The sequence below is a fragment of the Agrobacterium sp. 22-209-1 genome (assembly GCF_053522485.1).
The window spans coordinates 328,472-353,048 of record NZ_JBNWCH010000001.1; the positions used below are offsets into that span (position 1 = coordinate 328,472).

Genomic DNA, 24,577 nt, shown 5'->3' on the forward strand with positions numbered 1-24,577 from the left:
TCACCCCGCGTCATCCTCCCCCTTGAGGCGAGGATCCACAAGCGGCTTGGTCGTGGATCCTCGGGTCAAGCCCGAGGATGACGTCGCGTATGAAGGGTCCGTGCAATATGCGCCCAGATTAAAGGGATCTAAGTCAGATCGGCAAAGATAATCAACCCAATCACACCTTCCCCGTTTCCCAGCCGAGCATCGCCCGCTTGCGGGTCAGGCCCCAGTGATACCCCGTCAGCGCCCCGCTTTTACCGACGGCGCGATGGCAGGGAACGACGAAGGACACCGGGTTGGCGCCGACCGCCGCACCCACGGCACGCGACGCGGTGGGCTGGCCGATATCGCAGGCGATGTGCGAATAGGTAACCGCGCGGCCCATCGGGATTTTCAGGAGGCTTTCCCAGACACGCACCTGAAAATCCGTGCCGAGCAGCACGACGCGCAGCGGCCTGTCCGCCGACCACATGGACGGATCGAAGATGCGGGCGGCGTAGGGCGCGGTCGCTTCGCGATCCTCGACATAGCCCGCATTCGGCCAGCGGCCGGCCATGTCCTCAAAACAGGCCCTTTCCTCACCCGGATCGGCAAAGGCGCAACCGGCAAGGCCACGATCTGTCACCATGACCAGCGCAAGGCCGAAGGGCGAGGTGTGGAAACCGTAACGGATCGTCAGCCCGCCGCCCTTCGCCTTCCATTCGCCGGGCGACATGGCCTCATGGGTGACGAACAGATCGTGCAGCCGTCCCGGCCCCGACATGCCGACCTCGATCGAGGTTTCCAAGAGCGGCAAATCCTCCTCGCGCAACAGCCGCTTGGCATGATCGAGCGTTACGGCCTGCAGGAAGGCCTTGGGCGAAAGGCCGGCCCAGCGAGTGAAGGTCTTCTGCAATTGCGTCGGCGACTGGCCGAGCTCTGCGGCAATGGCTTCGAGGGAGGGCTGCTCGCGATAATCCAGCGTCAAAAGCTCGATAACCCCGCGCACCGTGTCGTAGTCGGATCCGATGGGGGTAATGTCTTCGTTCAACGTAATATTGGCGTTCATCGCAAATCTCCTAACGCTTGACAGGAAACCATCAAAGCGTGTCGGCCTCCACCCGTTTCTTGCGCCGTACTCAGTTTCTATCGAGATACCAGCCTCGAGCCGATAGGAAGAGTTGTAAGCGGAATTATCCGCTCACATCCGCCGCCGCACAGTCGCCAACGCACCGCCGAAAGCCTTGGCGAAGCTTTCACGGTCATCGGGATTGAGAAACGAACCAATATCAGTCGCCCGGCCTTCACCCGTCACATGCATGGAGACGATGCCGATCTCGTCATGCCGCCTGACCCTGAAGCGCGCCCAGAAGGGATTGAAGCGATGCTCCACTATACGCCCAGCCGGCGAAAATTTGCGGATCGACAGGCTGGTACGCGAAACGCTGACCTCTTCCCGCGCCTTCGCGGCCCGGTAATTGGCGCGGAAGGCGGCATAAAGCAGCAGAAAATCCAGTCCGAAGAACAGGCCGACGGGCCATGCCCCGGTGGCGAGGAAAAAGCCGCCATAGACAAGGCAGGCCAGACCGGAGAAAAGCAGGAGCAGCCGGAAACCCCTTCTGCCAAGCGAACGGTGCGGAACGAGTTCCGCCGCGAAAATCGGCTGGTCGTTGAGCGTATCCACGTTGCTTTCCTTTGGGCGGGCTGGCTATAGATAGTCCATGACAATCGCCAAAAAACGATCCAGCACCCAAACATCGAAAAAGTCAAATCCGGCATCCGTCCGCAAGCCGGCGCGAGTGAAAACGGTCTATTCAAAGGATGAGCTGACCGAAATCTTCCGCCGTTTTTCCATTCAGCGGCCGGAGCCGAAAGGCGAGCTGGAACATACCAATCCCTTCACCCTGCTGGTGGCCGTGGCGCTTTCCGCACAGGCGACCGATGTGGGCGTGAACCGGGCCACACGCGCGCTGTTCAAGGTGGCCGATACGCCGGAAAAGATGCTGGCGCTCGGCGAGGAAGAACTGATCAGCCATATCAAGACCATCGGGCTTTACCGCAACAAGGCGAAAAACGTTATCGCCCTGTCGCACATGCTGATCGACAATTTCGGCGGCGAGGTGCCGAAAACCCGCGAGGAGCTGGTGACCCTGCCGGGCGTTGGCCGCAAGACGGCCAATGTGGTGATGTCGATGGCCTTCGGCGTGCCCACGCTTGCGGTGGATACCCACGTCTTCCGCATCGCCAACCGGCTCTGTCTTGCGCCGGGCAAAACTCCTGACGAGGTTGAAGACCGGCTGATCCGCATCATTCCTGAGCAATATCTGTTCCATGCCCATCACTGGCTGATCCTGCACGGGCGTTATTGCTGCAAGGCGCGCAAGCCGGAATGCGAGCGCTGCGTGATCGCCGATATCTGCAAGTCGCCGGAAAAGACCTTCGATATTCCAGCACCGCTGGTGGAGTTACCCGCGCAGTTGTTCGGTGCGGCCGGCGGCGAATGAGGGATCGCGTCGGCTGACGGCCTTGTGCAGATGTACCATCATCGAGGCGGCAAAAAGCGGCGTCAGCAGATTGAGGAACGGTACCGCCAGAAAGGCCGCTATCACCAGCCCGGCCATGAAGACGGTGGCGCGGTGTTTTGAGCGAAACAACCTCGCGTCGGCGGGCGAGCGGAAACGCATCGCCGCGAACTCGAAGAATTCCCGGCCGAGCAGGTAGCCGTTCACCAGGAAAAACGCGATGAGATTGATACCCGGCACCAGAAGCAGCAACAGCGCGACAAGGTTGCCGACAATAACGACACCGAAGAACTTGATGGACGACAGAACGGCCTCGCCGACCGGCATCGCGTTGCCCGGCGGATCGTTCGGATAGTTCTTTTTCTCAACCACTTCGGCGACATCGTCGAGAAACAGGCCGGCAATGACGGCGGTGACCGGCGAAATGAGCAGCGCGAGCGCCAGCGCCAGCCCGATACCCGCGAAAATGGCGAAAACGAAGGTCAGCCAGCCCGCCCAGTCCGGCACGCCGGGGATCAACGCATCCACCCACGGCAAGGCGAAATAAATGAAGATCGAGCGGATGGCGAACCACAGCGCCGCAAGCACGAGAAGCGTGAGCCCCAGAACCTTCCAGAATACCGACCGGGTTTCGGCGGCAAAGAGATTGTGGAAGGCAAGCCTCGCCGCATCAAAAATCATCTGGAACTCCTCGACGCCTTTGGCGCTGAAACACACTTACCAAAACGAGAGATAGGCGCTGCCCATCCGCTCTGCAAGACGGACGGAAAGATGCCAAATGCCCGGATCTAAACCGCAGATGGAATTTCTCTTGAATAAAAGGTATCTCTAAAATATAATAATACACCTATTACATTTCGCATTCCGGTCCGGTGGAGGACAAGGCCGGGAAGACCTATCCCCCACCGTCAAGTCGCGGTTCGCACGCTCGTTTGCGCGCGCGCATGCATCATCGTTCAATAAAGATAAAAGAATGAGGCGTTGGTGGAAAAGCTGCTGTTGAACCTTACGCGTGCCATGAAGGCAGGCACCCCTTCGGAGCGCAAGATCGCCAAATATCTGATCGAACATCTGGACGAATTGCCGTTCGAGACGGCGCAGACGCTGGCCGCCAAGCTCAGCCTCAGTCCGATGACGGTCGGCCGTTTCCTGCGCTCGCTGGGATACCGGCAATTCAGCGATATCCGCGCCGATCTGCGCCATGCCGAAGAAACGGCCAGCACGGAGCTGCCGGCCATGGGCGAGAGCGGCGAACGCCATTCCAGCCCGTTTTCACAGCTTCTGTCGCAGCAGATCCAGGCCATCCAGACGGCCTTCGACATGACCACCCAATCGATCTGGCGGATCGCCATGAACGAGATCGCCACGGCCGGCGATGTTTTTCTGGCAACCTCTCCGGAAGGTCTCGATGCCGGACGTCATTTCTACGGGCGGCTTCTGGAGAGCCGGGGCCATATCCATTATCTCGGCAGCGACAGCGCGGCCTATGTCGCCCTGTGGGATTTCGACCCCGCGCGATCGCTGCTCGTCATCATGGATTGCGGCGGCGCCCCGTCGCCGCTGCAACGCTTGTCGGCAATGGCGCGCAAGAGCGGCTACAGGACATTGCTGATCACCACACGCTTTTATGAATGGGGACCGGAAAGCGCCGATCTCTGTCTTGCCATGCCGCAGGCGCAAAATGGCGGCCAGGGCCTGCTGCAACTGGTCTCCCTGCTGGAATTCACCCTTTGTGCGCTCAGCGCCAGCGCCGATGACAGCAACAGGGCAAGGGCAAAAAACCTCACCGTCCTGAAACGCTCGCTGCGTGGTTGATTGCGGCTAGCAGCAGCGGCGGCATATGGATCGAGCGGTTGCCGCGCGTTTCCTTTCCCCGCCGGGGAGACGTCCGCGGCAGCGGGATTAGGGGGCGAGAGTGCGTTCCATCGCTGGCGTTCCCTCTCATCCGACCCTTCGGGCCACCATCTCCCTGGCGGGGAGAAGAAACGCGCGGCACCCGTCAACGCCTGTCATTTGCCTTCAGAAAATCAAAGGCTTTCCAGTTCCTGACGATGCCGGTACATGGCGAGAAAACGACGATAATCCCGCTCATAACGGGGGCCACGCGCCGGATTACCTGATATTTCAGCATTGCCCGGATACATGGCGGCCCCTGCCGCCGCAAGGCTTGCATGCACCCCGCCAGCCGTCGCCGCCGTCATCGCCGTGCCGAGAAGTACCGCATCGGCGGTGGCGGGAACCACGATACGCTTGCCCGTCACATCGGCATAAAGCTCCATCAGCAGCGGGTTCTTCACATGCCCGCCGGTAACGTGCAGACTTTCCACCGCATAACCGAAACGCTCCATGGCGTCGAGCACATGGCGGGCGCCGAGCGCGATGGCGACGGCCGTGCGCCAGTAGAGACGGCAGAGACTTTCGAAAGAGGTATCCAAAGTCAGTCCGCTGATGACGCCGACGGCATGGGGATCGGCAAGCGGCGAGCGGTTGCCGTGGAAATCCGGCAGGACGTGCAGCCGCTCGGCGAAAGCCTCGCCCTCAAGCGCGCGCAATTCCTTTACCCGCGCAACGATGCGGGCATGCAGCGCCGTATCCGGCTCACCGCCTGCCGCATGCATGCGCACGATATGGTCGAGCAGCGCGCCGGTGGCCGATTGCCCGCCCTCCACCAGCCAGTGCCCGGGCAGGATCGCCTGCCAATAGGGGCCCCAGAGGCTGTGGCCGGGCATCTGCCGCTCCGACATAGCCACAAGGCAGCTCGATGTACCGGCGATCAGCGCCACATGCCGTCCCACATCCGCAGACAGGCAGCCGCCTAGCGCACCAAGCGCGCCGGCATAGGCGTCGATCATGCCCGCCGCCACCTGGCAGCCGGTATCGAGACCCAGTTCGGCGGCAGCTTCGGGCGAAAGCGGGCCAATGCTATCACCCGGCATTACCGTGGTCTCCGGCAGCCCTGCCCGCTCTCTCAAATCGGCAAGGCCCGCCAGTTCAAGATAATCCGCCTGCCAGCCGGGATTTTCCTGCGCCAGGAAATTCCACTTCGCCGTCTGCGTGCAATTTGAGCGCTGCGCTGAACCGGTCGCCTTCCAGGTCAGAAAATCCGCCAGATCGAAAGCGAAGCACATGCGCGACCAGCTTGCCGGCATATGCGTCTTCAGCCACATCAGCTTCGGCATCTGCATTTCCGGCGAGACGCTATTGCCGGCGAAATCCAGCACCCGGTGGCCGGATGCTGTCAGCCGGTCGGCTTCGCCAATCGCCCGGTGATCGAGCCAGACGATAGTGTCGAAGCAGTCTTCGCCGGTAGTAGAAACCGAGACCGGCGCGCCCCGCCCATCGCGGATGACCAGCGAACAGGTGGCGTCGAAACCGATTGCGGCAATGCTTTGCGATGAAACCCCGGCCTCGGCAAGCGCCGCCCTCACCACGATGCAGACCGCTTTCCATATGTCGGTGGAATCGTGCTCGGCGTGGTTTTCCTGCGGCCTCTGCATCAGGATCGGATGGGTGGATCGGGCAAGCAGCCGGCCCGCCGGATCAAAAATGCCGGCCCGGGCGCTGGCGGTGCCGACATCGACAGCGACGAGATTTTGACGCATCAAGACTGCAGTTCCATCCCTTGCGCAACGACCCGGCGACGGCGGCAGGCAAAATCTGCTTCAGCCCGCATCACGTTCCATTTGGCCGTCAAAACCGCCCTTCCCCACATAGCTTGCGACAAGTTGAACCAAATCCGGCATCGCGTCAAACACCACATTCGCCCCAAGCCCGGTGATCTTTTCACGGAATGCGGGAAAGCGCGCATGCGAACCGCCGGTAAAGGCAAAAACGCCCATGCCCGCCGCCTTTGCGGCGGCAATGCCGGCCGGGCTGTCCTCAATCACGATGCAGTGACGCGGCTCTACGCCCATTTCACGCGCCGCATGCAGGAAGAGGTCGGGCGCCGGCTTGCCATTCTTCACCATCGTGGCGCTGAAGACATGGGGTTCGAATTTGTCGATCAGCCCGGTCAGCCCCAGCGAATAACGGATGCGCTCCGGCTGGCTTGAGGAGGCCACACAACGCCGCAGCGGCAGGAGCATGTCCAGCGTCTCGCCAATGCCGCCAATCGGCCGAAGCTCGGTGCGGAAACGCTCGAATAGCGTCGCCCGCATATGGTCGAGAAAATCGATGTCCGTCTCGACACCGTAATCCTCAAACAGCGTCGCCGTCATGCTGGCGACGCTGCGGCCGAGAAAGCGCTCATAGGCCTCTTCCTCCCCCATCGCCACGCCGAGATGGGAGAGCATGTCGAGAAGGACCGAAATGGAGACCGGCTCGCTGTCGACGAGAACGCCGTCGCAGTCGAAAATCAAAAGGGGCCCGGTCTCGTCTTCCATTTCGCGGTCACTCTTCAGCCAGCTTGTCATCCAGATAAAGCTTCAAGGTCTTCACCGTGCCGTCTTGCCACAGCGTCTTCAGTGCATGGGCAAAGCGTTTACGGAAAAGCTCCGATTCGGCAACCTCACCGAAAATATCGTCTAACACGAGAAAGGCCATCGGATCGTCCTTGGCCTTGATCGCCGCCGCATGAAGGCGCTCGGCGCTGGCATCGTTGAAGGCGATTTCCTTGCCGCTGTCGGAGGTGCCCTGGAAATAACGGCACCACAGCGCCGAAACCAGCGAAAGGCCGACAATATCCTCGCCGCACGCCAGCCGGTCGGCGGTGGATGGCAGAATGAATTTCGGCTGGCGGTTGGAGCCGTCCTGCGCCAGACGCGGAATGGTGTCGCCGATCTTCGGGTTGAGGAAACGGCGCTCGATCAGCGCGAAATAATCGGCGAGATTCGTATCGGGAACCGGTGGAATGACCGGAATGATCTCTTCATTTTCAAGCTTTGCCAGAAATGCCCGGATTAGCGGATGTTCCATCGCCTCATGCACGAAATGAATGTCGAGCAGCGCCGCCGGATAGGCGATTGCCGCGTGGCCGCCATTGAGGATGCGGATTTTCATATGCTCATAGGGCGCGACATCTTTGACGAACTGCACGCCGGCCTTTTCAAGCGCCGGGCGACCGGCGGGGAAATTGTCTTCCATCACCCATTGCTTGAACTCCTCGCAGAAGACAGGCCAATTGTCCTCGATGCCGAAATCGTCGCGGGCGATATTGCGTTCGCGCTCCCCGGTGGCTGGTGTGATGCGGTCGACCATGGAATTGGGGAAAGCGACGTTTTCGCCGATCCAGTTGGCAAAGGCCGGGTCGGAGAGCGCTGCCAGCCCGACCACCGCATTTTTGGTGACCTTACCATTATGCGGAATGTTGTCGCAGGACATGACGGTGAAGGGTTGCAGCCCCTTGTCCCGCCGCGCCTTCAACCCGGCGACGATGAGGCCGAACACGGTTTTCGGTGAAGATGGGTGCCGGCCATCCTCGGCAATGGCCGGGTGCTGCGGATTGAAGGAACCGGAAGCATCGATGAAATAACCACCCTCGGTAATCGTCATCGAGACAATACGGATTTTCGGGTCGGCGAGCGTGTCGATGATGGCCTTCGTGTCGCCGACCGTCAGAATGTCGATCATCGGTCCGGTGACGCGCGCGCCGGTGCGGTTATTGTCCTGCTCCACCACCGTGGTCAGAAAATCCTGCGCGGCGAGTTTCTCGCGCATCACCGCATCAGATGGCAGAACCCCCGCGCCGATGATGGCGAAGTCGTGATCCGCACCCGTGTTGAACAGGTCATCCAGATAAACTGCCTGATGGGCGCGATGGAAATTGCCAACGCCGAAATGCACGATGCCGGCGGAAAGATCGGCCCGGGAATAGGCCGGAACCGCCGCCGTCTTTCTGGCTTCGTCAAGCGTTGCGAGGGAGAGTTTGCATGTCATGTCACGATCCTCGAAGGGGAAACGTTGGTCTTGCCGATCGCCCTCTTGCCGGGCAATCGGCCTGTCGGAACACCGCCAGCTGCAAGAGGCAGTCAGGCGGCAAAGCTTTTTAGGGTCGCTTTCCCCTAGATCGCCTTGCCCTTGTCATCGAACCTGTGAATCTTGGTCTCATCGGGGGTAATGAAGACGGTATCGCCGTGTTTGCATTCGAACTCGCCATCGGTTCTGGCGGTAATCGGGCCGATGCCTTGGACGTCGAGATGCAGGAAGGTATCGGAGCCGAGATGTTCGGCGACGGTTACCTTGCCCTGCCACAGACCGGCCTCTTTCGACAGCGCCAGATGTTCCGGCCGCACCCCGGCGGTGGTGGCATTCTTGCTGCGGGCATAGTCGCCGGTAATGAGGTTCATGCGCGGCGAGCCGATGAAGCCGGCGACGAAGAGGTTGGCGGGCGAGCGGTAAAGCTCCATCGGTGAGCCGACCTGTTCGATATTGCCGCGGTTGAGGACAACGATCTTGTCGGCCATGGTCATGGCCTCGACCTGGTCGTGGGTGACGTAGATCATCGTCGTTTTCAGCGTGTTGTGCAGCTCGGAGATTTCCAGCCGCATGGTGCCGCGCAGCGCCGCATCGAGGTTGGAGAGCGGCTCGTCGAACAGGAAGGCCTTCGGTTCGCGCACGATGGCGCGGCCGATGGCGACGCGCTGGCGCTGGCCGCCGGACAGCTGCGATGGCCGGCGCTCGAGATAGTCGGTAAGGTTGAGGATGCGGGCGGCATCCTCAACCTTCTTGTCGATGACGGCCTTGTCGAGCTTGGCCATCTTCAGCGGGAAGGCGATGTTGTTGCGCACACTCATATGCGGGTAAAGCGCATAGGACTGGAACACCATGGCAAGGCCGCGCTCGGCCGGCGCCTTTTCGGTGGCGTCCTTGCCGTCGATGACGATCTTGCCGCCGGAGACGTCCTCCAGCCCGGCGATGAGGCGCAAAAGCGTGGATTTGCCGCAGCCCGAGGGACCGACGAAGACGACGAATTCACCGTCGTGGATATCGAGATCGATCGACGGGATGACTTTCGCCTCACCGAAGAGCTTGGACACGGTCTGAAGGGAAATGCTGCCCATGTTTGTCGTTCCTTATTTCACAGCGCCGAAGGTCAGGCCACGCACGAGTTGTTTCTGCGAGAACCAGCCGATGACGAGAATGGGGGCGATCGCCATCATCGAGGCGGCCGAGAGTTTTGCCCAGAACAGCCCCTGCGGCGAAGAGAAGGAGGCGATGAAGGCCGTCAGCGGCGCCGCATTTGTGGTCGTCAGCCGGATCGTCCAAAAGGATTCGTTCCAGGCAAGGATGACGTTGAGAAGCAGCGTCGAGGCAATGCCCGGAACCGCCATCGGGGTCAGCACATGCACGATCTCGTTCCAGAGCGAAGCGCCATCCATGCGCGCTGCTTCCAGGATTTCGCCGGGGATTTCCCGGAAGTAAGTATAGAGCATCCAGATGACGATCGGCAGGTTGATGAAGGTGAGCATGATGGTGAGCCCGATGCGGGTATCGAGCAGGCCGGCATTGCGGAAGATGAGGTAGATCGGCACCAAGACGGCAACCGCCGGCATCATCTTGGTGGAGAGCATCCACATCAGGATGTCCTTGGTGCGTTTGGTCGGCGAGAACGCCATGGCCCAGGCGGCGGGAATGGCGATGATGAGCGCGATGATCGTCGAGCCGAGCGACAGCACCACCGAGTTCATGAACGGCTTGAAGTAATCGCGCTGGGTTTGCACCGTCACGTAATTCTCAAGCGTGCCCGAGGGAATGAGGCTGAAGCCTGCGATCGCCTCCGGCTCAGTCTTGATGGATGTGAGGAAGGCATAGAGGATCGGGAAGAACAGCAAAAGCGCCACGGCCCATGCCGCGATGGAAAAGCCGATCTTTGCGCGAGTGGTTGTCTTGCGGGCCATGATGTTTCCCCTTTACCGGTCGAGGTTCTTGCCGACGGCGCGCATCAGGAAGATGGCGACGATATTGGCGAGGATGACGGCGATGATGCCGCCGGCCGAAGCGCCGCCGACGTCGTAGCCCAGAAGCGCCGTGCGATAGATCAGGAAGGCAAGGTTGGTGGAGGCGTAACCCGGGCCGCCATTGGTGGTGACGAGGATTTCCGCGTAAACGCCAAGCAGGAAGATCGTCTGGATCAGGATGACGACGGTGATGGCGCGCGACAGGTGCGGTAGGGTCAGATAGATGAAACGGTTGACGAAATTGGCGCCATCCATCTCGGCCGCTTCCTTCTGCTCGCCATCAAGCGACTGCAGGGCGGTCAAGAGAATGAGCGTCGCGAACGGCAGCCATTGCCAGGCGACGATGATGACGATGGAAAGCAGCGGAAACTGCGCGAACCAGTCCACCGGCTGGAAACCGAGGAAGCGGGCAAGGTCGGCCAGCACGCCGTAGCCGGGATGCATGATCATGTTCTTCCACACCAATGCTGCCACCGGCGGCATGACAAAGAAGGGCGAGATGATCATGATGCGCACGATGCCCTGACCGAAAATGTCATTGTCGAGCAGAAGCGCAATGGCGATGCCGCCAACCACCGTGATCAAAAGCACCCCGCCGACGATCAGCAGCGTGTTCCAGATCGACTGGAAGAAGGCCGGGTCGGTATAGAAATACTGGTAATTGAAAAGACCGGCGAAGCTGACATTGGCCGGGTTGAGGAGATTGTAGTTCTGGAACGAAAACCACAGGGTCATCGCCAAAGGCACGATCATCCACACCAGCAACAACAGCACCGACGGCGCAAGCATTACCCGCGCTAATCCGCTCGTGTTTCGGGTTGCCATTGCACTCACCTCCCCTTGGGCCTGGGCGTCACGACATGCGCCCGGCATATCCGGAAGAACCGGCTCATTCTTGTTTTGATGTGAAAGGCTTAAATGCCGCCGTACGGACCGCGGCTTCCGTCCCCCAAGGTTCGCTGCCCGGCGTTGACGCCGGACAGCGATCTTCAGGAGGATTACTTGATGTAGCCGGCGCGGGTCATTTCACGCGTCGCAGTCGACTGGGCGCCCGCAAGCGCATCATCGACGCTAGACTGGCCGGCAACAACCGCCGAGAACAGCTGGCCGACCGTGGTGCCAAGCGCCTGGAATTCAGGGATCGCCACGAACTGACCGCCGGTATAAGGCACGGGCTTTACAGTCGGCTTGGTAATGTCGGCGGCGTCCATCGCGGCAAGCGTCGGCTTGGCGAAGGCGGCGGCCTTTTCATACTCGGCGTTCTTGTAAAGCGAGGTGCGGGTACCCGGAGGCACGTTTGCCCAGCCTTCCTTCGAAGCGACAAGCTCCGTGTATTCCTTGCTGGTCGCCCAGGAAATGAACTTCTCGGCCGCTTCCGCCTTCTGCGAGCTCTTCGGGATCGCGAGGTTCCACGACCACAGCCAGTTGCCGTGGTTCTTCAGTTCGCCATGCGTCGGGAACAACGCATAACCGACCTTGTCGGCAACGGTCGAATCCTTCGGGTTGGACACGAAGGAGGCAGCAACCGTGGCGTCGATCCACATGCCGCATTTGCCCTGCTGGAACAGCGTCAGGTTTTCGTTGAAGCCGTTGGAGGAAGCACCCGAAGGACCAGCATCCTTCATCAGGTCGACGTAGAACTGCAGGGAGCTCTTCCATTCCGGCTGGTCGAATTGCGGTTTCCAGTTTTCATCGAACCAGCGGCCGCCGAAGGAGTTGTTGAGCGCGCTGATGAAGGCCATGTTTTCGCCCCAGCCGGCCTTGCCGCGCAGGCAGATGCCGTTGATATCGGCCTTGCGGTCGGTGATCTTGCGGGCGGCGTCGCCGATGAATTCCCAGGTCGGATTTTCAGGCATCTTGAGGCCTGCTTTTTCGAACAGGTCCTTGCGATACATGATCATGGCGGATTCGCCATAGAAGGGCGCGGCGTAAAGTTTGCCGTCCATGGAAAGGCCGCCCCGGATCGCCGGAAGCAGATCGTCGACGTCATATTTGTCGCCGAGCTTTTCAAGCGGCAGCAGCCAGCCCTGCTTGGCCCAGATCGGCACTTCGTAGTTACCGATAGTCATGATGTCATATTGACCGCCGTTTGTGGCGATATCGGTCGTCACACGCTCGCGCAGGACGTTTTCTTCAAGCGTCACCCATTCGACCTTAATGTCAGGGTTCTTGGTGGTGAAGTCCGAGGTCAGACCCTGCATGCGGATCATGTCGCCGTTGTTCACGGTCGCGATGGTCAGCGTCTCGGCGGAAGCAAGGGTCGAAAAGGCGAGTGCCGAGCATGCGCCCAGCAAAATGGTCTTCAATGTCATATCTTCCTCCCAGAAGAAAAATGATGAGCATTCGCTTTGCTCTAGGGCATTTACTCACTTCACAATCAAAAATGTCAAGCGACATCCTATGCTGCGACGCACAGGGAAAAACCAAGCCATTGATTTTATGTGTTTAATTTTTGCTCAATGAGTGAGCAAATATTCGCTGGTAGTCTCATCGGTGATGAGGCCGTTCAGCAGACCGCCCCTCAGCGCCGCCAGAATCGAAGCGTTCTTGCGTGCGCCCTGCGCCATGCCGATGACGGTGCAGGTCTCTCTTGAAGGGATGGGAACAGAGGCGACGCGCTCGTTGACGGCGTGCTCGAGAATGCGGCCATTGGCATCATACATCCAGCCGCAAATCTCGCCGACGGCACCGCTCGCCATCAGCGCCTTCATCTCATCCACGCCGAGGAAACCGTCGACGCAGAGCGGTGCGTTTTCGCCAAGTTCGCCGACGCCGACGAAGGTGACATTGGCGGCAGAACCCAGCGCCAGCGTGGAGCGCACCATGGACTGGTCGTGCAGCAATTCGCGCTCTTCCGCAGAAGAACATAGAACCGGCAGCGGCATCGGAAAATGCCGGGCCTTGATGGCGTCCGCCATGCTGAAGATGACATTATAATAGGCGGCCGAGCCATCCGGCCCGATATTACCCGTCAGCGACACGATACGGTGCTGCGGGCATTCCATCGGCGGCAGTTGGTCGACAGCGGCCTTCAAGGTACGGCCGGTGCCGATGGCGAGCACGATGGGATGGGCATTTTTCAGCCAGCGCTCGATTTCCGCCGCCCCGGCCTCGGCAATGCCGACAGTGGAGGAGACCCCGGCCGGATCGCTTGGCACCACCTCAATATATTTGAGGTCGAATTTCTCCTTCAGCCGTTCGGCTTTTTCGAGACAGGCGGCGATGGGGTGATCGAGCCGGACCTTGATCAACCGCTCGGCGACCGCAAGCGACACCAGCCGCTGCGCCGATTGCCGGGAAATGCCCATGGCAGCGGCGATCTCATCCTGCGTACGGCCGGCGACATAATAAAGCCAGCCGGCGCGGGCCGCATCGTCCAGCCGTCCATGTGCGTCGTTTCGTCTGGCCATGCCGCCGCCCTTTGAGAATTATTCTTGCGCATTTGCTGGCATTTTTTTGCATCGGCTGTCAAACGTGAGATGAGGAAGAGAGCGTGCAGTTAGCTGAAAATGATTTGCACGCCGGTATGGCGCGTTTCCTCTCCCCGGCGGGCGCGTTGCAATATCCAGCGGCGGCATCGAGGCTGCCGTTGCGGCCTCTGGGCGGCTGCGCCGCCGTCGTCTCGATGATCGTCGCATCCAGCATCGCGCCGCGCCGCGGGATCGGGCCGGCAGCGTCAAGCTGCCGGTCGAGTTCACCAAACAGTTTCTCCAGAAGACCTTCGACGATCGGCAGGCTGCGGAAACGGCAAGGCCTGGAATGCTCGGGAACGACCTCTTGCAGTGCAAGTCCGATGAAATGCTTGAACGACAGCCGGTCGCCCAACGCCTCCTCAAGTTCCATCTCGGGAAACCCATAAAGCGACCGCAAAGCGGCGCCTTGAACTTCACCAGCGGCTCATAGGCCCGACGCCCGGCGCTTTTCTCATCACGAAGACGCGACAGAAGCTTCTCGAACTGCCGCGGCGAAGGCGAAAGCTGCAATCGCTCGCTTCCAAGGGCGATACGGTCCGTATGCTGCGCCGGATTTACTGTCCCGCCCCTCTGGGGAGGCGAACGAAGAACAGGGTTCTACAATTCCAAACTATTAGGATATTTTTTCCCTCTAAAAGATTTATTGGAACCGGATTTTATTCATACTATTTTTCACGCAATGCCAATTCTCGCTCTCGGCGGGCGCCTCCTGTAGTTTCCCACGACAATCAAAAGGAAATGCCCATGGCCCTCTCTTTCTCCAGATTTACCGCAAAATTGATCGCCGGAGCCGTCGTCATCGCTTCGATGGCCACAGCAGCCCATGCGGATGCGACGCTCGACCGGATCAAGGGTCGCGGCAAGCTCACCGTCGGCGTCATCCTCTCCGGCGCGCCCTTCGGCTTCATCGACCCGAAGACACAGGAGCAGAAGGGTCTCAACATCGACGTCGCCAAGGCTCTGGCCGCCGGCCTCGGTGTCGAACTGGTCACCGAAACCGTGACCCCGCCCAACCGCGTTCAGTTCCTGCAGCAGGGCAAGGTCGATATTCTGATCGCCAACATGCAATACACGGAAGAACGCGCCAAAACGCTGGGCTACGTGCCTACCCCCTATGATCGCCAGGGCGGCGCCGCCATCGGCCGCAAGGACAGTGGCATCAAGGACTGGCCGGACCTGAAGGGCAAGATCGCCTGCGTTTCGCAGGGCTCCAACTACACCCAGCCGCTGATCGAACAATATGGCGCGCAGGTGAAGGCGCTGCCGAGCCAGCCGGAATCGCTGCTGGCGCTCAAGGGCGGCAATTGCGATGTCTCCGTTCACGTCAACGGCACGCTGAGCCTGATGCTTCAGGACCGCGCCGATGAGTGGAAGGATTACGGCATCCTGATCCCCACCGACCTCATCCCTTCCGATTCCGTGATCTGGCTGCGCAAGGGTGAGGCTGACACACAGGCCGCTCTCGACAAGATCGTCAAGGACCTGCACGCTTCCGGCAAGATGCTCGAATTCGCCAAGGCCAACCGTCTGCCGAGCATCGGTTACATGGAAGAGCAGCAGAAGAAGCTTTCGGCCGCGCAATAAACGGCCAGACGGTCTTGGCTGTCCCGTCGCCTCCAGATGGCGGATGGCGTTTACGCCAACCCTCAAGAACGGCCGGTTTCGCCTGTCGTTCTTTTTCGCTCTACAAAACGGCAGGCCATTCCGGCGCCGCTCGCGAGGCGGCGCCAGCAATAAAAGCATGGATTTCCGATGCAGGATTCACTTACAGCGCGCTTTATAGAACTGGCTGCGCATTTCGGCCTCAACTATGATTTTCTTAACAGCGGGTATGAGGTTCAGATCTGGCTTGACGGCATGAAGATGACGCTCATCCTCGTCTCTGTCACCTTGCCGCTCAGCCTCGTCTTCGGCTTCATTTTCGCGGCCATGCTGACATCGGGCAAGAGCTGGCTTTCCGGTCCCGTGCGCGCCTATGTGGAACTGACACGCAACACGCCGACGCTGGTGCAGCTGATGTGCGGGTTCCTCGTGCTTAACATGCTGATTTCCAATGCGCTGGGCGGCGCGCAGAACAATCCGCTAACACCCTTTTTCTGGGTGGTCGCCATCACCGGCCTGCATATTGCCGCTTTCCATGCGGAAGCGTTGCGCGGTGGTATCGAGGCGGTGCCGGCCACCACCATCGAGGCGGCGCGCGCGATCGGTTTCAGTTCATTCGAGATTTTACGCTATGTGGAGTTTCCGCTGGCGATCCGCACGGCGCTGCCCTCCATCATCAACAACCTCGTCAATCTGGTAAAGCTCACCACGGTCGGCTCGGCCATTGCGGTGGGTGAAATCACCTATGCCTCAATCCTGATCTGGACCCAGCGCGACAATGTGGTCGAGCTGATGCTCGTCATCCTCATCTTTTTCAGCGTCATCAATTTCATCGTCGCAAGGGCCGGTCTCTGGCTGGAGCGGCGTCTTGCTGTTCCGGGGTTTGGTCAATGAGTGCGGTGGTTTCTCCAAGACAGGCGGTAAGGAAGCCGCCCTTCGGCACCATTCTGCTGCTCGGCGTGGTGATATCGGTCATCCTGTGGCTGATCCTCGATCCCTCGCTCGGCCAGGTGCTGCTGCAATGGCTGCCCTATCTTGCCAAGGGTTTCGCCATGAACGTGCTGATCAGCGTTCTGGCAATCGCCATCGGCACCTTCATCGGCGTCCTACTCGGCATCATGGAGCTTGCGCCCTATCGTCTCGTGCGCGCGCCGGCGCTTACCTATGTGCAAATCTTCCGCAACGCGCCGCATCTGGTGCTGATCTTTGCCGCGACCTACATCTTCCCCTTCGAGATTGTCGCCTTCGGCAACTACATTCCCTTCCCGGACTGGATCAAGGCCGTCGTCGGTCTCGCCATTCCGGCCAGCGCCCATATCGCCGAAATCACCCGCGGCGCCATCCAGTCCATTCCGACGGCGCAATGGGAAGCGGCGCAGGGCCTCGGTTTTTCGCGCAACCAGACGCTGCGCTGGATCATCCTGCCGCAATGCGTGAAACGTTCGCTGCCGCCATGGATGAACCTCTACGCGTCGATCACCATGGGTACGGCGCTCGCCTCGCTGGTCGGCGTGCATGAACTTCTGCACGCCGCGACGGACGCCAGCACCGCCGTGCAGCGCAACGATTTCACCGTCGTGGTCTATCTCACCGTTCTGATGGCGTTCTTCCTGTTCTGCTATCCCGTCTCCCGTTTCACGCAGCGCCTGGAACGGCGCTTCGCCTCCCGCTGATTGGAACAAGCCATGTCCGCACCTGCACCACAAACCGCCGAAAAAGCTCTGGTTGAACTGGAAGGCATACACCTGTCCTTCGGCGACAATCAGGTCCTGAAGGGCATCGATCTTACGGTCAACAAAGGCGACGCCGTCTCTATCATCGGCCCTTCCGGCTCCGGCAAATCCACCATCCTGCGCTGCATCAACGGCCTGCTCATTCCGCAATCGGGCAAGATCACCGTCGGCGGCACCCGCGTAGACCAGTTGAAGACCGAGGCTGAGCGCATTGCGCTGCGCAAGCGCATTGGTATCGTTTTCCAGCAGTTCAATCTCTTTCCGCATCTGACGGTGATGGAAAATATCACCATTGCACCAATCAAGATTCTCGGCACGCCGAAGGCGGAAGCCGAGCGACATGCCCGCGAATTGCTGGAAAAAGTGCGCCTTTCCCAGAAGGTCGATGCCTATCCCGGCCAGCTTTCCGGCGGCCAGCAGCAGCGCGTGGCCATTGCCCGCGCACTTGCCATGCGGCCGGAACTGGTGTTGTTCGATGAGGTCACTTCCGCGCTCGACCCGGAAACCGTGGGCGAAGTGCTCGCCGTCATCCGCGACCTCGTCAATGACGGTATGACCAGCATTCTCGTCACGCACGAAATGCGTTTTGCCGAAGAAATCAGCGATAATATCGTCTTCACCGAAAACGGCCTGATCGTCGATCAGGGCACGCCGGAGCATATCTTCTACAAGTCGACCAATCCGCGCATCAACGCCTTCGTCAAGGGTCTTGGCGGACAGGTGGCGCGGGTGGCCGATGGCGAAGGGATTTGACGCCATGTCCGCAGAAGAAAAACTCTCGCTTCATCTTGCCGAAGCCATCGCCGCTTCCGATCCGCTACGCGATGGCGAAGCGGTCACCGTCGCCCGCACGGCGCTGATCGATTTTTTCGCCTGCGTGCTGGGTGGGGCTTCCGACCGAAGCACGAAAATCCTGATCGATACCTTCACGTCCGGCATACAGGGCGCAGCCGGAATCATCGGCCACGATCTTCGCACGGACGCCTTTACGGCCTCCCTTATCAACGGCCACGCCGGCCATGTGCTTGATTATGATGATGTCCATGGCAGCGTGCGCGGCCACCCCACCGTCGCGATCATTCCCGCGCTTCTGGCTGTTGCGGTCGAAGAAGGCTCAACAGCGGATGCCTTCATCGCCGCCTATATCGTCGGGCTTGAAACCATGGCGCGGATCGGCCTCTCGCTCGGCACCAGGCATTACGAAAACGGCTTCCACGCCACCGCCACGCTCGGCCCCATCGGCGCTGCGGCGGCGATTGCCCATCTCCTGAAATTCGATCTGCAGACCACGGCCGTGGCACTCGGGCTCGCGGCCACGCAATCGGCCGGGCTTCGCCTGCAATTCGGCTTCGATGCCAAGCCGCTGCATGCCGGGCTTGCCACGCGCGCCGGCCTTACCGCCGCCCAGCTGGCACGATCAGGCTTTCAGGGCGCACCGGATTTTCTGGAAAATCCGATCGGCTTTTATTCCGCCTTCGCCTTCGGCGCCGAGCAACCAAAACGCGTTCTCTCCGGCTGGGGCGCACCCTGGCAGATCGTCTCGCCCGGCCTCACCCTCAAGGCTTTTCCCTGCTGCACTGCCAGCCATCCCGTTGCTGTCGGCGCGCTGGCGTTGCGCAACAGCCACGATCTGACGCCGGATGAGATCGAAACGGTCACCATCACCTTCCCGCCGGGCGGCGATGCCGCCCTCGTTGGCTCGACCACGCCCGCGACGGGCATCGATGCACGCTTCAGCGCCGAATATGTCTTTGCCGCCGCGCTGACGGATGGAGCGCTCGGCATCGGCCATTTCGACGCGCGCGCGACGCGCGCCGATCTGCTTGCCCTTTCCGCCAGGATCGCGCGCCGGCATGACGAAACCGCCCGCCGCCTCTCGCCCGATCCGACCACCCGGTTCGTGATCATCGACGTGACGAAGAAGGACGGCACGGTGCTGTCGCGCCGTGTCGATGGCCTCCCCGGCATCGATGACCCGACCGAAAAATTTGCCGACGCGACGGGCGGCAATGAAAAATTCGCCAGCATCCCGGCACTGGTGCGGAGCATGAAGACCGCAGCCGACCTCCGGAAGCTCGAGGCGCTTCTGACAACTGACATATAACTCGACCGACATGAAGGCATGATCCCCATGACCAATACGACCCGCGACAGACAGATGCATCTCGGCCTTTTCCTGCAAGGCGCCGGGCACCACGTTTCCGGCTGGCGTCACCCCGATGCGGAGGCCGGTAGCGAGAACTTGGATCTGCTCACCCGCGTCACAAAAATGGCGGAAGCCGCAAAATTCGACATGGTATTCCTCGCCGACGGCCTCACCAGCGGCGTCGACGCCCACCCTTCCATGATCGCGCGCTTCGAGCCGCTGACGTTGCTGGCGGCTCTTGCCATGGTGACTGACAAGATCGGTCTGGCCGCTACCGCCTCCACCACCTATGGCGAGCCGTACCACACCGCCCGCGCCTTCGCTTCCATCGATCATCTCAGCCATGGCCGTGCGGCGTGGAACATCGTCACCACCTCTTACGCTCGCACGGCGGCGAATTTTTCCAAGGACCATCCCGAGCATGACGAGCGTTATGCGGTGGCGGAAGAATATGTGAATGTGGTACGCGGCCTTTGGGACAGCTGGGATGATGACGCCTTCATCAAGGACAAGCAGGCGGGCCGCTACGTCGATCCAGAGAAAGTCCATATCCTCAACCACGAAGGCAAATATTTCACGGTCAAGGGGCCGCTCAATATTCCGCGCTCGCCGCAGGGCCACCCGGTTCTCATCCAGGCCGGCTCTTCCGGTCCGGGGCAGGATCTCGCGGCCCGCACCGCCGATATCGTCTTCACCGCCCAGCAGGCGATTTCCGAAGCACAGGCCTTCTATACCAGCCTCAAGGCTCGCGTAGCGAAATTCGGCCGCGATCCGGCCAGCGTCGCCGTCATGCCCGGTTTCATGCCGATTATCGGCAGGAGCTTTGAAGAGGCTGGCGAAAAGCTGAAGGAACTGAACCGTTGGACCGATATCAAGAGCGCCATGCCGCTGCTTGAGGAACGCATCGGCCACAGCCTCACGGATTACGATCTCGACGGCCCGCTGCCGGACCTGCCGATTTCCGACCAACTACGCAGCCGCGCCGAACTTCTGACTGAACTGGCGCGCCGCGAAAAGCTGACGATCCGGGAGCTGGCGCTGCGCGTCGCCGCCGGTCGCGGCCACCATATCGTCATGGGCACGGCCAAGGATGTCGCCGACCGCATGCAGGAATGGTTCGAAAACGGTGCGGCCGATGGCTTTAACGTCATGCCGCCCTTCTTCCCCGGCGGTTTGGAGGAATTCAACCGCGAGGTCGTTCCACTCCTGCAGGAGCGCGGCCTGTTCCGTAAGGACTACGAAGGCTCGACGCTGCGCGACCATCTCGGTATCGCAAGGCCGGCGCTGCGGTAAAAAAGCCATGCGGATGCCCGTTCAAAGGCATCCGCATCCACCGGATCTCATTCTCAAGCTGAAGCGGGCCTGAGCCTGCTCCTTTACGCGGCCGCCCGTGCCGATGGCTTGTCGCGCCGGATGGTATTGGCGGTATCCGAGCGGGTGGACGATCCGTCTTCGCGTTGGACTGTGCGGCGGTTCAGCTTGAAGAGGCTGACGAGCTGTGCCAGCGCATCCGCTCCCTGCGCCAACGTGGTGCTGATCACCGTGGTGCGGGCGCTCATCGCCGCGTTTTCCTGCGTCATCCGGTCCAGCCGGTTGACTGCCTTGTTGATCTCGCTGATGCCGGCAGCCTGCTCGTCAGCCGCCTTGGCGATCATGTCGACATTGCCGTCAATGTGCCTGACCAGCGCGTCGATCTGCTTCAGCGCTTCGCCGGTTTCGCCCACCAGCCTGACGCCTTCCAGAACCTCGGTCCCGGAATTGTTGATCAACGCCTTGATTTCCTTGGCGGCATTGGCGGAACGCTGCGCCAGTTCGCGCACTTCCTGCGCCACGACGGCAAAACCTTTACCTGCATCGCCCGCCCGCGCGGCCTCCACACCGGCATTCAGCGCCAGCAGGTTCGTCTGGAAGGCGATTTCGTCGATCACACCGATGATCTGACTGATTTCCCGCGAGGCCGTCTCGATACGCTGCATGGCGTCGACTGTCCGCTCCACGACCTCGGTGGAGGCCACGGTGGATGTCCGCGCGCTCTGAACCAGCTTGCGCGTCTCTTTCATGTTTTCAGTCGACGAACGCACCGTGGCGGTGATTTCTTCGAGTGCTGCCGAGGTCTCCTCAAGCGCCACCGCCTGCTCACGCGAACGTTCGGCGAGATTGACGGAGGCTTCGCTGACCTCCTGGCTACTGCGGGTCAGGTCTCCGGTCTGGCCAAGAACGTTTTCCAGCGTCTTCTGGAATTCAGCGATCGATTTATTGAAATCGCGGCGCAGTCGTTCGAACTCGCCGACGAAGGGTTTGTCCAGCGTAATGCGGATATTGCATTGAGAAAGCCGCTCGAGCGCAGCACCAAGTTCCTCGACCGCATGCATCCGGTCCGTCACATCGAAAGCGAATTTCACGACCTTAAAGACACGACCCCGATCATCGATGATCGGATTATAGGAGGCCTGAATAAAAACGCGTTTGCCATCCTTGCCAAGGCGCATGAATTGCCCCGTCGAGAAATGTCCCTTTCCGAGTTCTTTCCAGAAATCCCGATAGTCCTGGGACTGGGCATAGGTCGGCTCGCAGAACATCGAATGATGTTTGCCGATGATGTCTTCCGCGGTGTAACCGAGCGTCGCGAGGAAATTTTCGTTGGCGCTGAGGATTTTTCCATCGGGCGTAAATTCGATCATGGCCTGCGCGCGGGAGAGCGCCGCCAGTTTCCCGTTATCCTCAGCGCTCCTGCGCTTGATCGAGGTGATGTCGGTTGCGATCTTGACCACCTTGTAGGGTTTACCGAAACGGAACACCGGGTTGTAGGAAGCCTCGATCCAGATTTCGTCGCCATTCTTGGCGCGACGACGATACTGGCCCTGATCGTATTCGCCACGCGACAGCTTCGCCCAGAAGCTTTTGTATTCTGGCGATGCCGAATCTTCGGGAGACAGGAACATGCTGTGGGCACGCCCAACGATTTCAGACTGCTGATAGCCGACGGTCTTGCAGAAATTATCGTTCGCTCTCAAAATCTTGCCGGTCAGATCGAACTCGATGATGGCCTGCGAGCGGCCAAGCGCATCAAGCACTGCAGAAGCGTCCGGACCAAGTTTAGAAAAGTAAGACATCTTTTTGAACCCTCAAACAGCAACCCATATGCAGACCTCTTTCACCCTCGAAATATAAGATGAAAAGCGGTTGGCCCGACTGTACGCGAAACTAGCCGGATACCGTTAAATAGCGATTAATAATGAACTATAACTATCGGTCTTGAACCTCATTAAACTGCCAATATGCTTCACCGCGAATATATTCCCCTTGTCTGTTTCGGACCGCTTATTTGCCACAGTGCTGATATTTCTGCGCCAGCAACACGATACGGCCTTTCATCGCAGCGGCATTCATTGTTATGCGGGGTTGAAAGATTTGTGTTGCAGGAGCGCCGATGACCAAAACCCTGAAATGCGATGTGCTGGTGATCGGCACCGGCATTATCGGTTCCATGGCGGCCCTTTATCTGCAGAATGCCGGACGCGAAGTGGTGCTTCTTGAGCGCGGCGAGGTTGCCCGGGGCGCGAGTTCCGGCAATGCCGGCATTCTGGCCTTCCCCGAAATCATCCCCATTCCCGCTCCCGGAATCATGAAAAAAGCGCCGCGCTGGCTGTTCGATCCGCTCGGCCCACTTAGCGTGCCGCCGGCCTATGCGGCGAAGATCGCACCCTGGCTGTGGCGCTTCTGGCGGGCGAGCGCCGAGCGCAGCTTTCGCCATGGGCTGAAGTCACTTACCGACCTCAACCGGCTCGCTGCCATGGAAATGGCCCATGTCGCGGCGATGCCTGAACTCTCGCACCTCGTTTCGAAAACCGGAACGCTCGATCTTTACGACAGTGAGGCAAGTCTCAATGCCGCCCGCAGGGACTGGGACGAAAAGGAAAGCGCCGGTTTCACCTTCCAGCGCGTCGGCCGCCCCGAAATCGAGGAACTTCAACCGGGTCTCGCGCCCCAGTTCCGCCATGCCATGTTTTCGCCGGACGGTCTGCAGGTTTCCGACCCTTACGACTTCACCCGTGCCATTTTCGATCTGGTAATCGCCCGCGGCGCCAGCCTGCGCAAGGGCGAGGCCGAACGCATTGATGCTGTCGGCGAAAGTACGATCGTGACGCTGGAAAATGGTGACAAGATCGATGCCGACAGGGTGGTTATCGCCTGCGGCGCCTGGTCGAGAAAACTTGTCGCGACGCTTGGCAGCATCGTGCCGCTGGAAACGGAACGTGGTTACAACACCACCCTTTCCCCCAACGCTTTCAACCTGACGCGCCAGCTTTATTTCAACGACCATGGTTTCGTGGTCACCCCGCTATCGACAGGTATCCGCATTGGCGGCGCGGTCGAACTTGGCGGGCTGGAACTGAAACCGAATTTCCGCCGTGCCGAAGCCATGCTGAAAAAAGCAGGACGTTTCCTGCCCGGCCTCAAACTGGAAGGCGGGAAACAATGGATGGGATTCCGGCCGTCCATGCCGGACTGTCTTCCCGTCATCGGTACGGCGCGCGCCACGCCGTCCGTCATCTATGCCTTCGGACACGGCCATCTCGGGCTGACGCAATCGGCAGCCACAGCCCGTCTGGTGACGCAACTGGCCAGCGGGGAGGATACGGAAATCTCGATCGATCCTTTCCGGCCGGGGCGTTTTTCCTGAGTTCAGGAAGACGGGACTATTTCACCGGCTGCATGGAACCGTCCGGAAACGCCACCTCGGCGAAGGACGGATAGACCTTGCGAAGGATGGTGACCTGCTGCTGGTCGCTTACCCGCAGCAAATACCAGTCTGCACCGTCCATCAACGCCAGTGTATGGGATTTCGCCTCGATCGTCTGGCCGCCAGTTTCCATCACCGTCCTGGTCGGAATGAGGGCATAGGGCGTTCCATCAGGCGTTTGCGCAAGGCTGATCGCCTGCATATCCATGGTGAATTCGGTTATCTTGACCGCCGCGAGCGCCATCTGCATCTGCGCGGTCAAAGCGCCGCGCAATTGCTCCACGGTAATGCCGGCGTCGCGGGCGATGAATTCAAAGATTTTCGGCGGTACAGTCTTGCCGACGACATCAAAATCCTGCGCGCTCAAAGCCGTCTGGAAGCGCTCGATCTGTGTGCGAAGACCCTCCTGCTCTGCAGGTGAGAGATCGCGTGACAAAGCAGGATGCGCAATCGCCGCCAGCAGAAACAGACAATAGAGCAGACGCTTCATGACCTGGC

At 60.2% G+C, this 24,577-nt stretch carries 22 protein-coding genes and 1 pseudogene; 9 read left to right on the top strand and 14 right to left on the bottom strand.

Features of this window, described 5'->3' with window-relative positions:
• Positions 1-160: 160 nt before the first annotated feature.
• Positions 161-1,033 carry a methylated-DNA--[protein]-cysteine S-methyltransferase gene (locus ACQZ48_RS01455; protein WP_077985031.1) on the bottom strand — a complete coding sequence of 291 codons (873 nt, stop codon included), beginning with the start codon at positions 1,031-1,033 and terminating at the stop codon, positions 161-163.
• A 132-nt stretch (positions 1,034-1,165) separates the two neighbouring features.
• Positions 1,166-1,648 carry a DUF2244 domain-containing protein gene (locus tag ACQZ48_RS01460; RefSeq protein ID WP_077985032.1) on the bottom strand — a complete coding sequence of 161 codons (483 nt, stop codon included), beginning with the start codon at positions 1,646-1,648 and terminating at the stop codon, positions 1,166-1,168.
• A gap of 37 nt (positions 1,649-1,685) precedes the next feature.
• Here ACQZ48_RS01460 and nth point away from each other — a divergent pair, with 37 nt between their 5' ends.
• The gene (nth, locus tag ACQZ48_RS01465; RefSeq protein WP_443388642.1) at positions 1,686-2,468 is read left to right on the top strand and encodes an endonuclease III; all 783 of its coding nucleotides are present in this window, start codon (positions 1,686-1,688) and stop codon (positions 2,466-2,468) included.
• Here the strand turns inward: nth and ACQZ48_RS01470 are convergent.
• Positions 2,430-3,167 carry a sulfate transporter family protein gene (locus tag ACQZ48_RS01470; RefSeq protein WP_448728412.1) on the bottom strand — a complete coding sequence of 246 codons (738 nt, stop codon included), beginning with the start codon at positions 3,165-3,167 and terminating at the stop codon, positions 2,430-2,432. The genes nth and ACQZ48_RS01470 overlap by 39 nt on opposite strands.
• Positions 3,168-3,467: 300 nt before the next feature.
• On the opposite strand from ACQZ48_RS01470, the gene ACQZ48_RS01475 reads away from it, so the two are divergent.
• Positions 3,468-4,301 carry a MurR/RpiR family transcriptional regulator gene (locus ACQZ48_RS01475; RefSeq protein WP_077985034.1) on the top strand — a complete coding sequence of 278 codons (834 nt, stop codon included), beginning with the start codon at positions 3,468-3,470 and terminating at the stop codon, positions 4,299-4,301.
• Positions 4,302-4,513: 212 nt separating this feature from the next.
• On the opposite strand, the gene ACQZ48_RS01480 is transcribed toward ACQZ48_RS01475, so the two are convergent.
• From ACQZ48_RS01480 to ACQZ48_RS01520, 9 genes and pseudogenes are all read right to left on the bottom strand, one after another.
• A complete protein-coding gene (locus tag ACQZ48_RS01480) occupies positions 4,514-6,088 on the bottom strand; it encodes an FGGY-family carbohydrate kinase (protein ID WP_173990784.1) in 1,575 nt (524 codons plus the stop codon).
• 60 nt (positions 6,089-6,148) lie between these two features.
• Entirely contained in the window at positions 6,149-6,868 is a 720-nt protein-coding gene (locus ACQZ48_RS01485; RefSeq protein ID WP_448728583.1) for an HAD family hydrolase, read from the bottom strand.
• A gap of 7 nt (positions 6,869-6,875) precedes the next feature.
• Positions 6,876-8,360: a mannitol dehydrogenase family protein gene (locus ACQZ48_RS01490; RefSeq protein WP_448728413.1), complete on the bottom strand. Its 1,485-nt coding sequence runs from the start codon at positions 8,358-8,360 to the stop codon at positions 6,876-6,878.
• 125 nt (positions 8,361-8,485) lie between these two features.
• A complete protein-coding gene (locus ACQZ48_RS01495; protein ID WP_077985037.1) occupies positions 8,486-9,484 on the bottom strand; it encodes an ABC transporter ATP-binding protein in 999 nt (332 codons plus the stop codon).
• A gap of 12 nt (positions 9,485-9,496) precedes the next feature.
• The gene (locus ACQZ48_RS01500) at positions 9,497-10,321 is read right to left on the bottom strand and encodes a carbohydrate ABC transporter permease (RefSeq protein WP_003525171.1); all 825 of its coding nucleotides are present in this window, start codon (positions 10,319-10,321) and stop codon (positions 9,497-9,499) included.
• Between the two features lie 12 nt (positions 10,322-10,333).
• The gene (locus ACQZ48_RS01505) at positions 10,334-11,206 is read right to left on the bottom strand and encodes a carbohydrate ABC transporter permease (protein WP_077985038.1); all 873 of its coding nucleotides are present in this window, start codon (positions 11,204-11,206) and stop codon (positions 10,334-10,336) included.
• 173 nt (positions 11,207-11,379) lie between these two features.
• On the bottom strand, positions 11,380-12,693 hold the full coding sequence (locus tag ACQZ48_RS01510; RefSeq protein WP_077985039.1) for an ABC transporter substrate-binding protein: 1,314 nt from the start codon (positions 12,691-12,693) through the stop codon (positions 11,380-11,382).
• 144 nt (positions 12,694-12,837) lie between these two features.
• Positions 12,838-13,791: a sugar-binding transcriptional regulator gene (locus ACQZ48_RS01515; protein ID WP_448728414.1), complete on the bottom strand. Its 954-nt coding sequence runs from the start codon at positions 13,789-13,791 to the stop codon at positions 12,838-12,840.
• 157 nt (positions 13,792-13,948) lie between these two features.
• Positions 13,949-14,340, bottom strand: a pseudogene (locus ACQZ48_RS01520) (transposase); the annotation flags it as partial.
• A gap of 258 nt (positions 14,341-14,598) precedes the next feature.
• Here ACQZ48_RS01520 and ACQZ48_RS01525 point away from each other — a divergent pair.
• The 6 genes from ACQZ48_RS01525 to ACQZ48_RS01550 all read left to right on the top strand — a co-directional run bounded on the left by ACQZ48_RS01525 (position 14,599) and on the right by ACQZ48_RS01550 (position 20,628).
• Positions 14,599-15,438 (top strand): transporter substrate-binding domain-containing protein, encoded by an 840-nt coding sequence (locus tag ACQZ48_RS01525; RefSeq protein WP_080795754.1) that lies wholly within the window; start codon positions 14,599-14,601, stop codon positions 15,436-15,438.
• A gap of 168 nt (positions 15,439-15,606) precedes the next feature.
• A complete protein-coding gene (locus ACQZ48_RS01530; protein WP_137411585.1) occupies positions 15,607-16,350 on the top strand; it encodes an amino acid ABC transporter permease in 744 nt (247 codons plus the stop codon).
• A complete protein-coding gene (locus ACQZ48_RS01535) occupies positions 16,347-17,129 on the top strand; it encodes an amino acid ABC transporter permease (protein ID WP_173990792.1) in 783 nt (260 codons plus the stop codon). The genes ACQZ48_RS01530 and ACQZ48_RS01535 overlap by 4 nt, the downstream gene beginning before the upstream one ends.
• A 12-nt stretch (positions 17,130-17,141) precedes the next feature.
• A complete protein-coding gene (locus ACQZ48_RS01540) occupies positions 17,142-17,942 on the top strand; it encodes an amino acid ABC transporter ATP-binding protein (protein WP_443388975.1) in 801 nt (266 codons plus the stop codon).
• A 4-nt stretch (positions 17,943-17,946) separates the two neighbouring features.
• Positions 17,947-19,293 (top strand): MmgE/PrpD family protein, encoded by a 1,347-nt coding sequence (locus ACQZ48_RS01545; protein ID WP_448728415.1) that lies wholly within the window; start codon positions 17,947-17,949, stop codon positions 19,291-19,293.
• 18 nt (positions 19,294-19,311) lie between these two features.
• The gene (locus ACQZ48_RS01550; protein ID WP_162520337.1) at positions 19,312-20,628 is read left to right on the top strand and encodes an LLM class flavin-dependent oxidoreductase; all 1,317 of its coding nucleotides are present in this window, start codon (positions 19,312-19,314) and stop codon (positions 20,626-20,628) included.
• An 83-nt stretch (positions 20,629-20,711) separates the two neighbouring features.
• Here the strand turns inward: ACQZ48_RS01550 and ACQZ48_RS01555 are convergent, their stop codons facing one another.
• Positions 20,712-22,448: a methyl-accepting chemotaxis protein gene (locus tag ACQZ48_RS01555; RefSeq protein WP_448728416.1), complete on the bottom strand. Its 1,737-nt coding sequence runs from the start codon at positions 22,446-22,448 to the stop codon at positions 20,712-20,714.
• 317 nt (positions 22,449-22,765) lie between these two features.
• Here ACQZ48_RS01555 and ACQZ48_RS01560 point away from each other — a divergent pair, with 317 nt between their 5' ends.
• Complete coding sequence (locus ACQZ48_RS01560; RefSeq protein WP_137411582.1) at positions 22,766-24,019, top strand: NAD(P)/FAD-dependent oxidoreductase; 1,254 nt, start codon at positions 22,766-22,768, stop codon at positions 24,017-24,019.
• A gap of 16 nt (positions 24,020-24,035) precedes the next feature.
• Here ACQZ48_RS01560 and ACQZ48_RS01565 read toward each other — a convergent pair whose 3' ends face one another.
• Positions 24,036-24,569: a hypothetical protein gene (locus ACQZ48_RS01565; RefSeq protein ID WP_448728417.1), complete on the bottom strand. Its 534-nt coding sequence runs from the start codon at positions 24,567-24,569 to the stop codon at positions 24,036-24,038.
• Between the last annotated feature and the right edge of the window lie 8 nt (positions 24,570-24,577).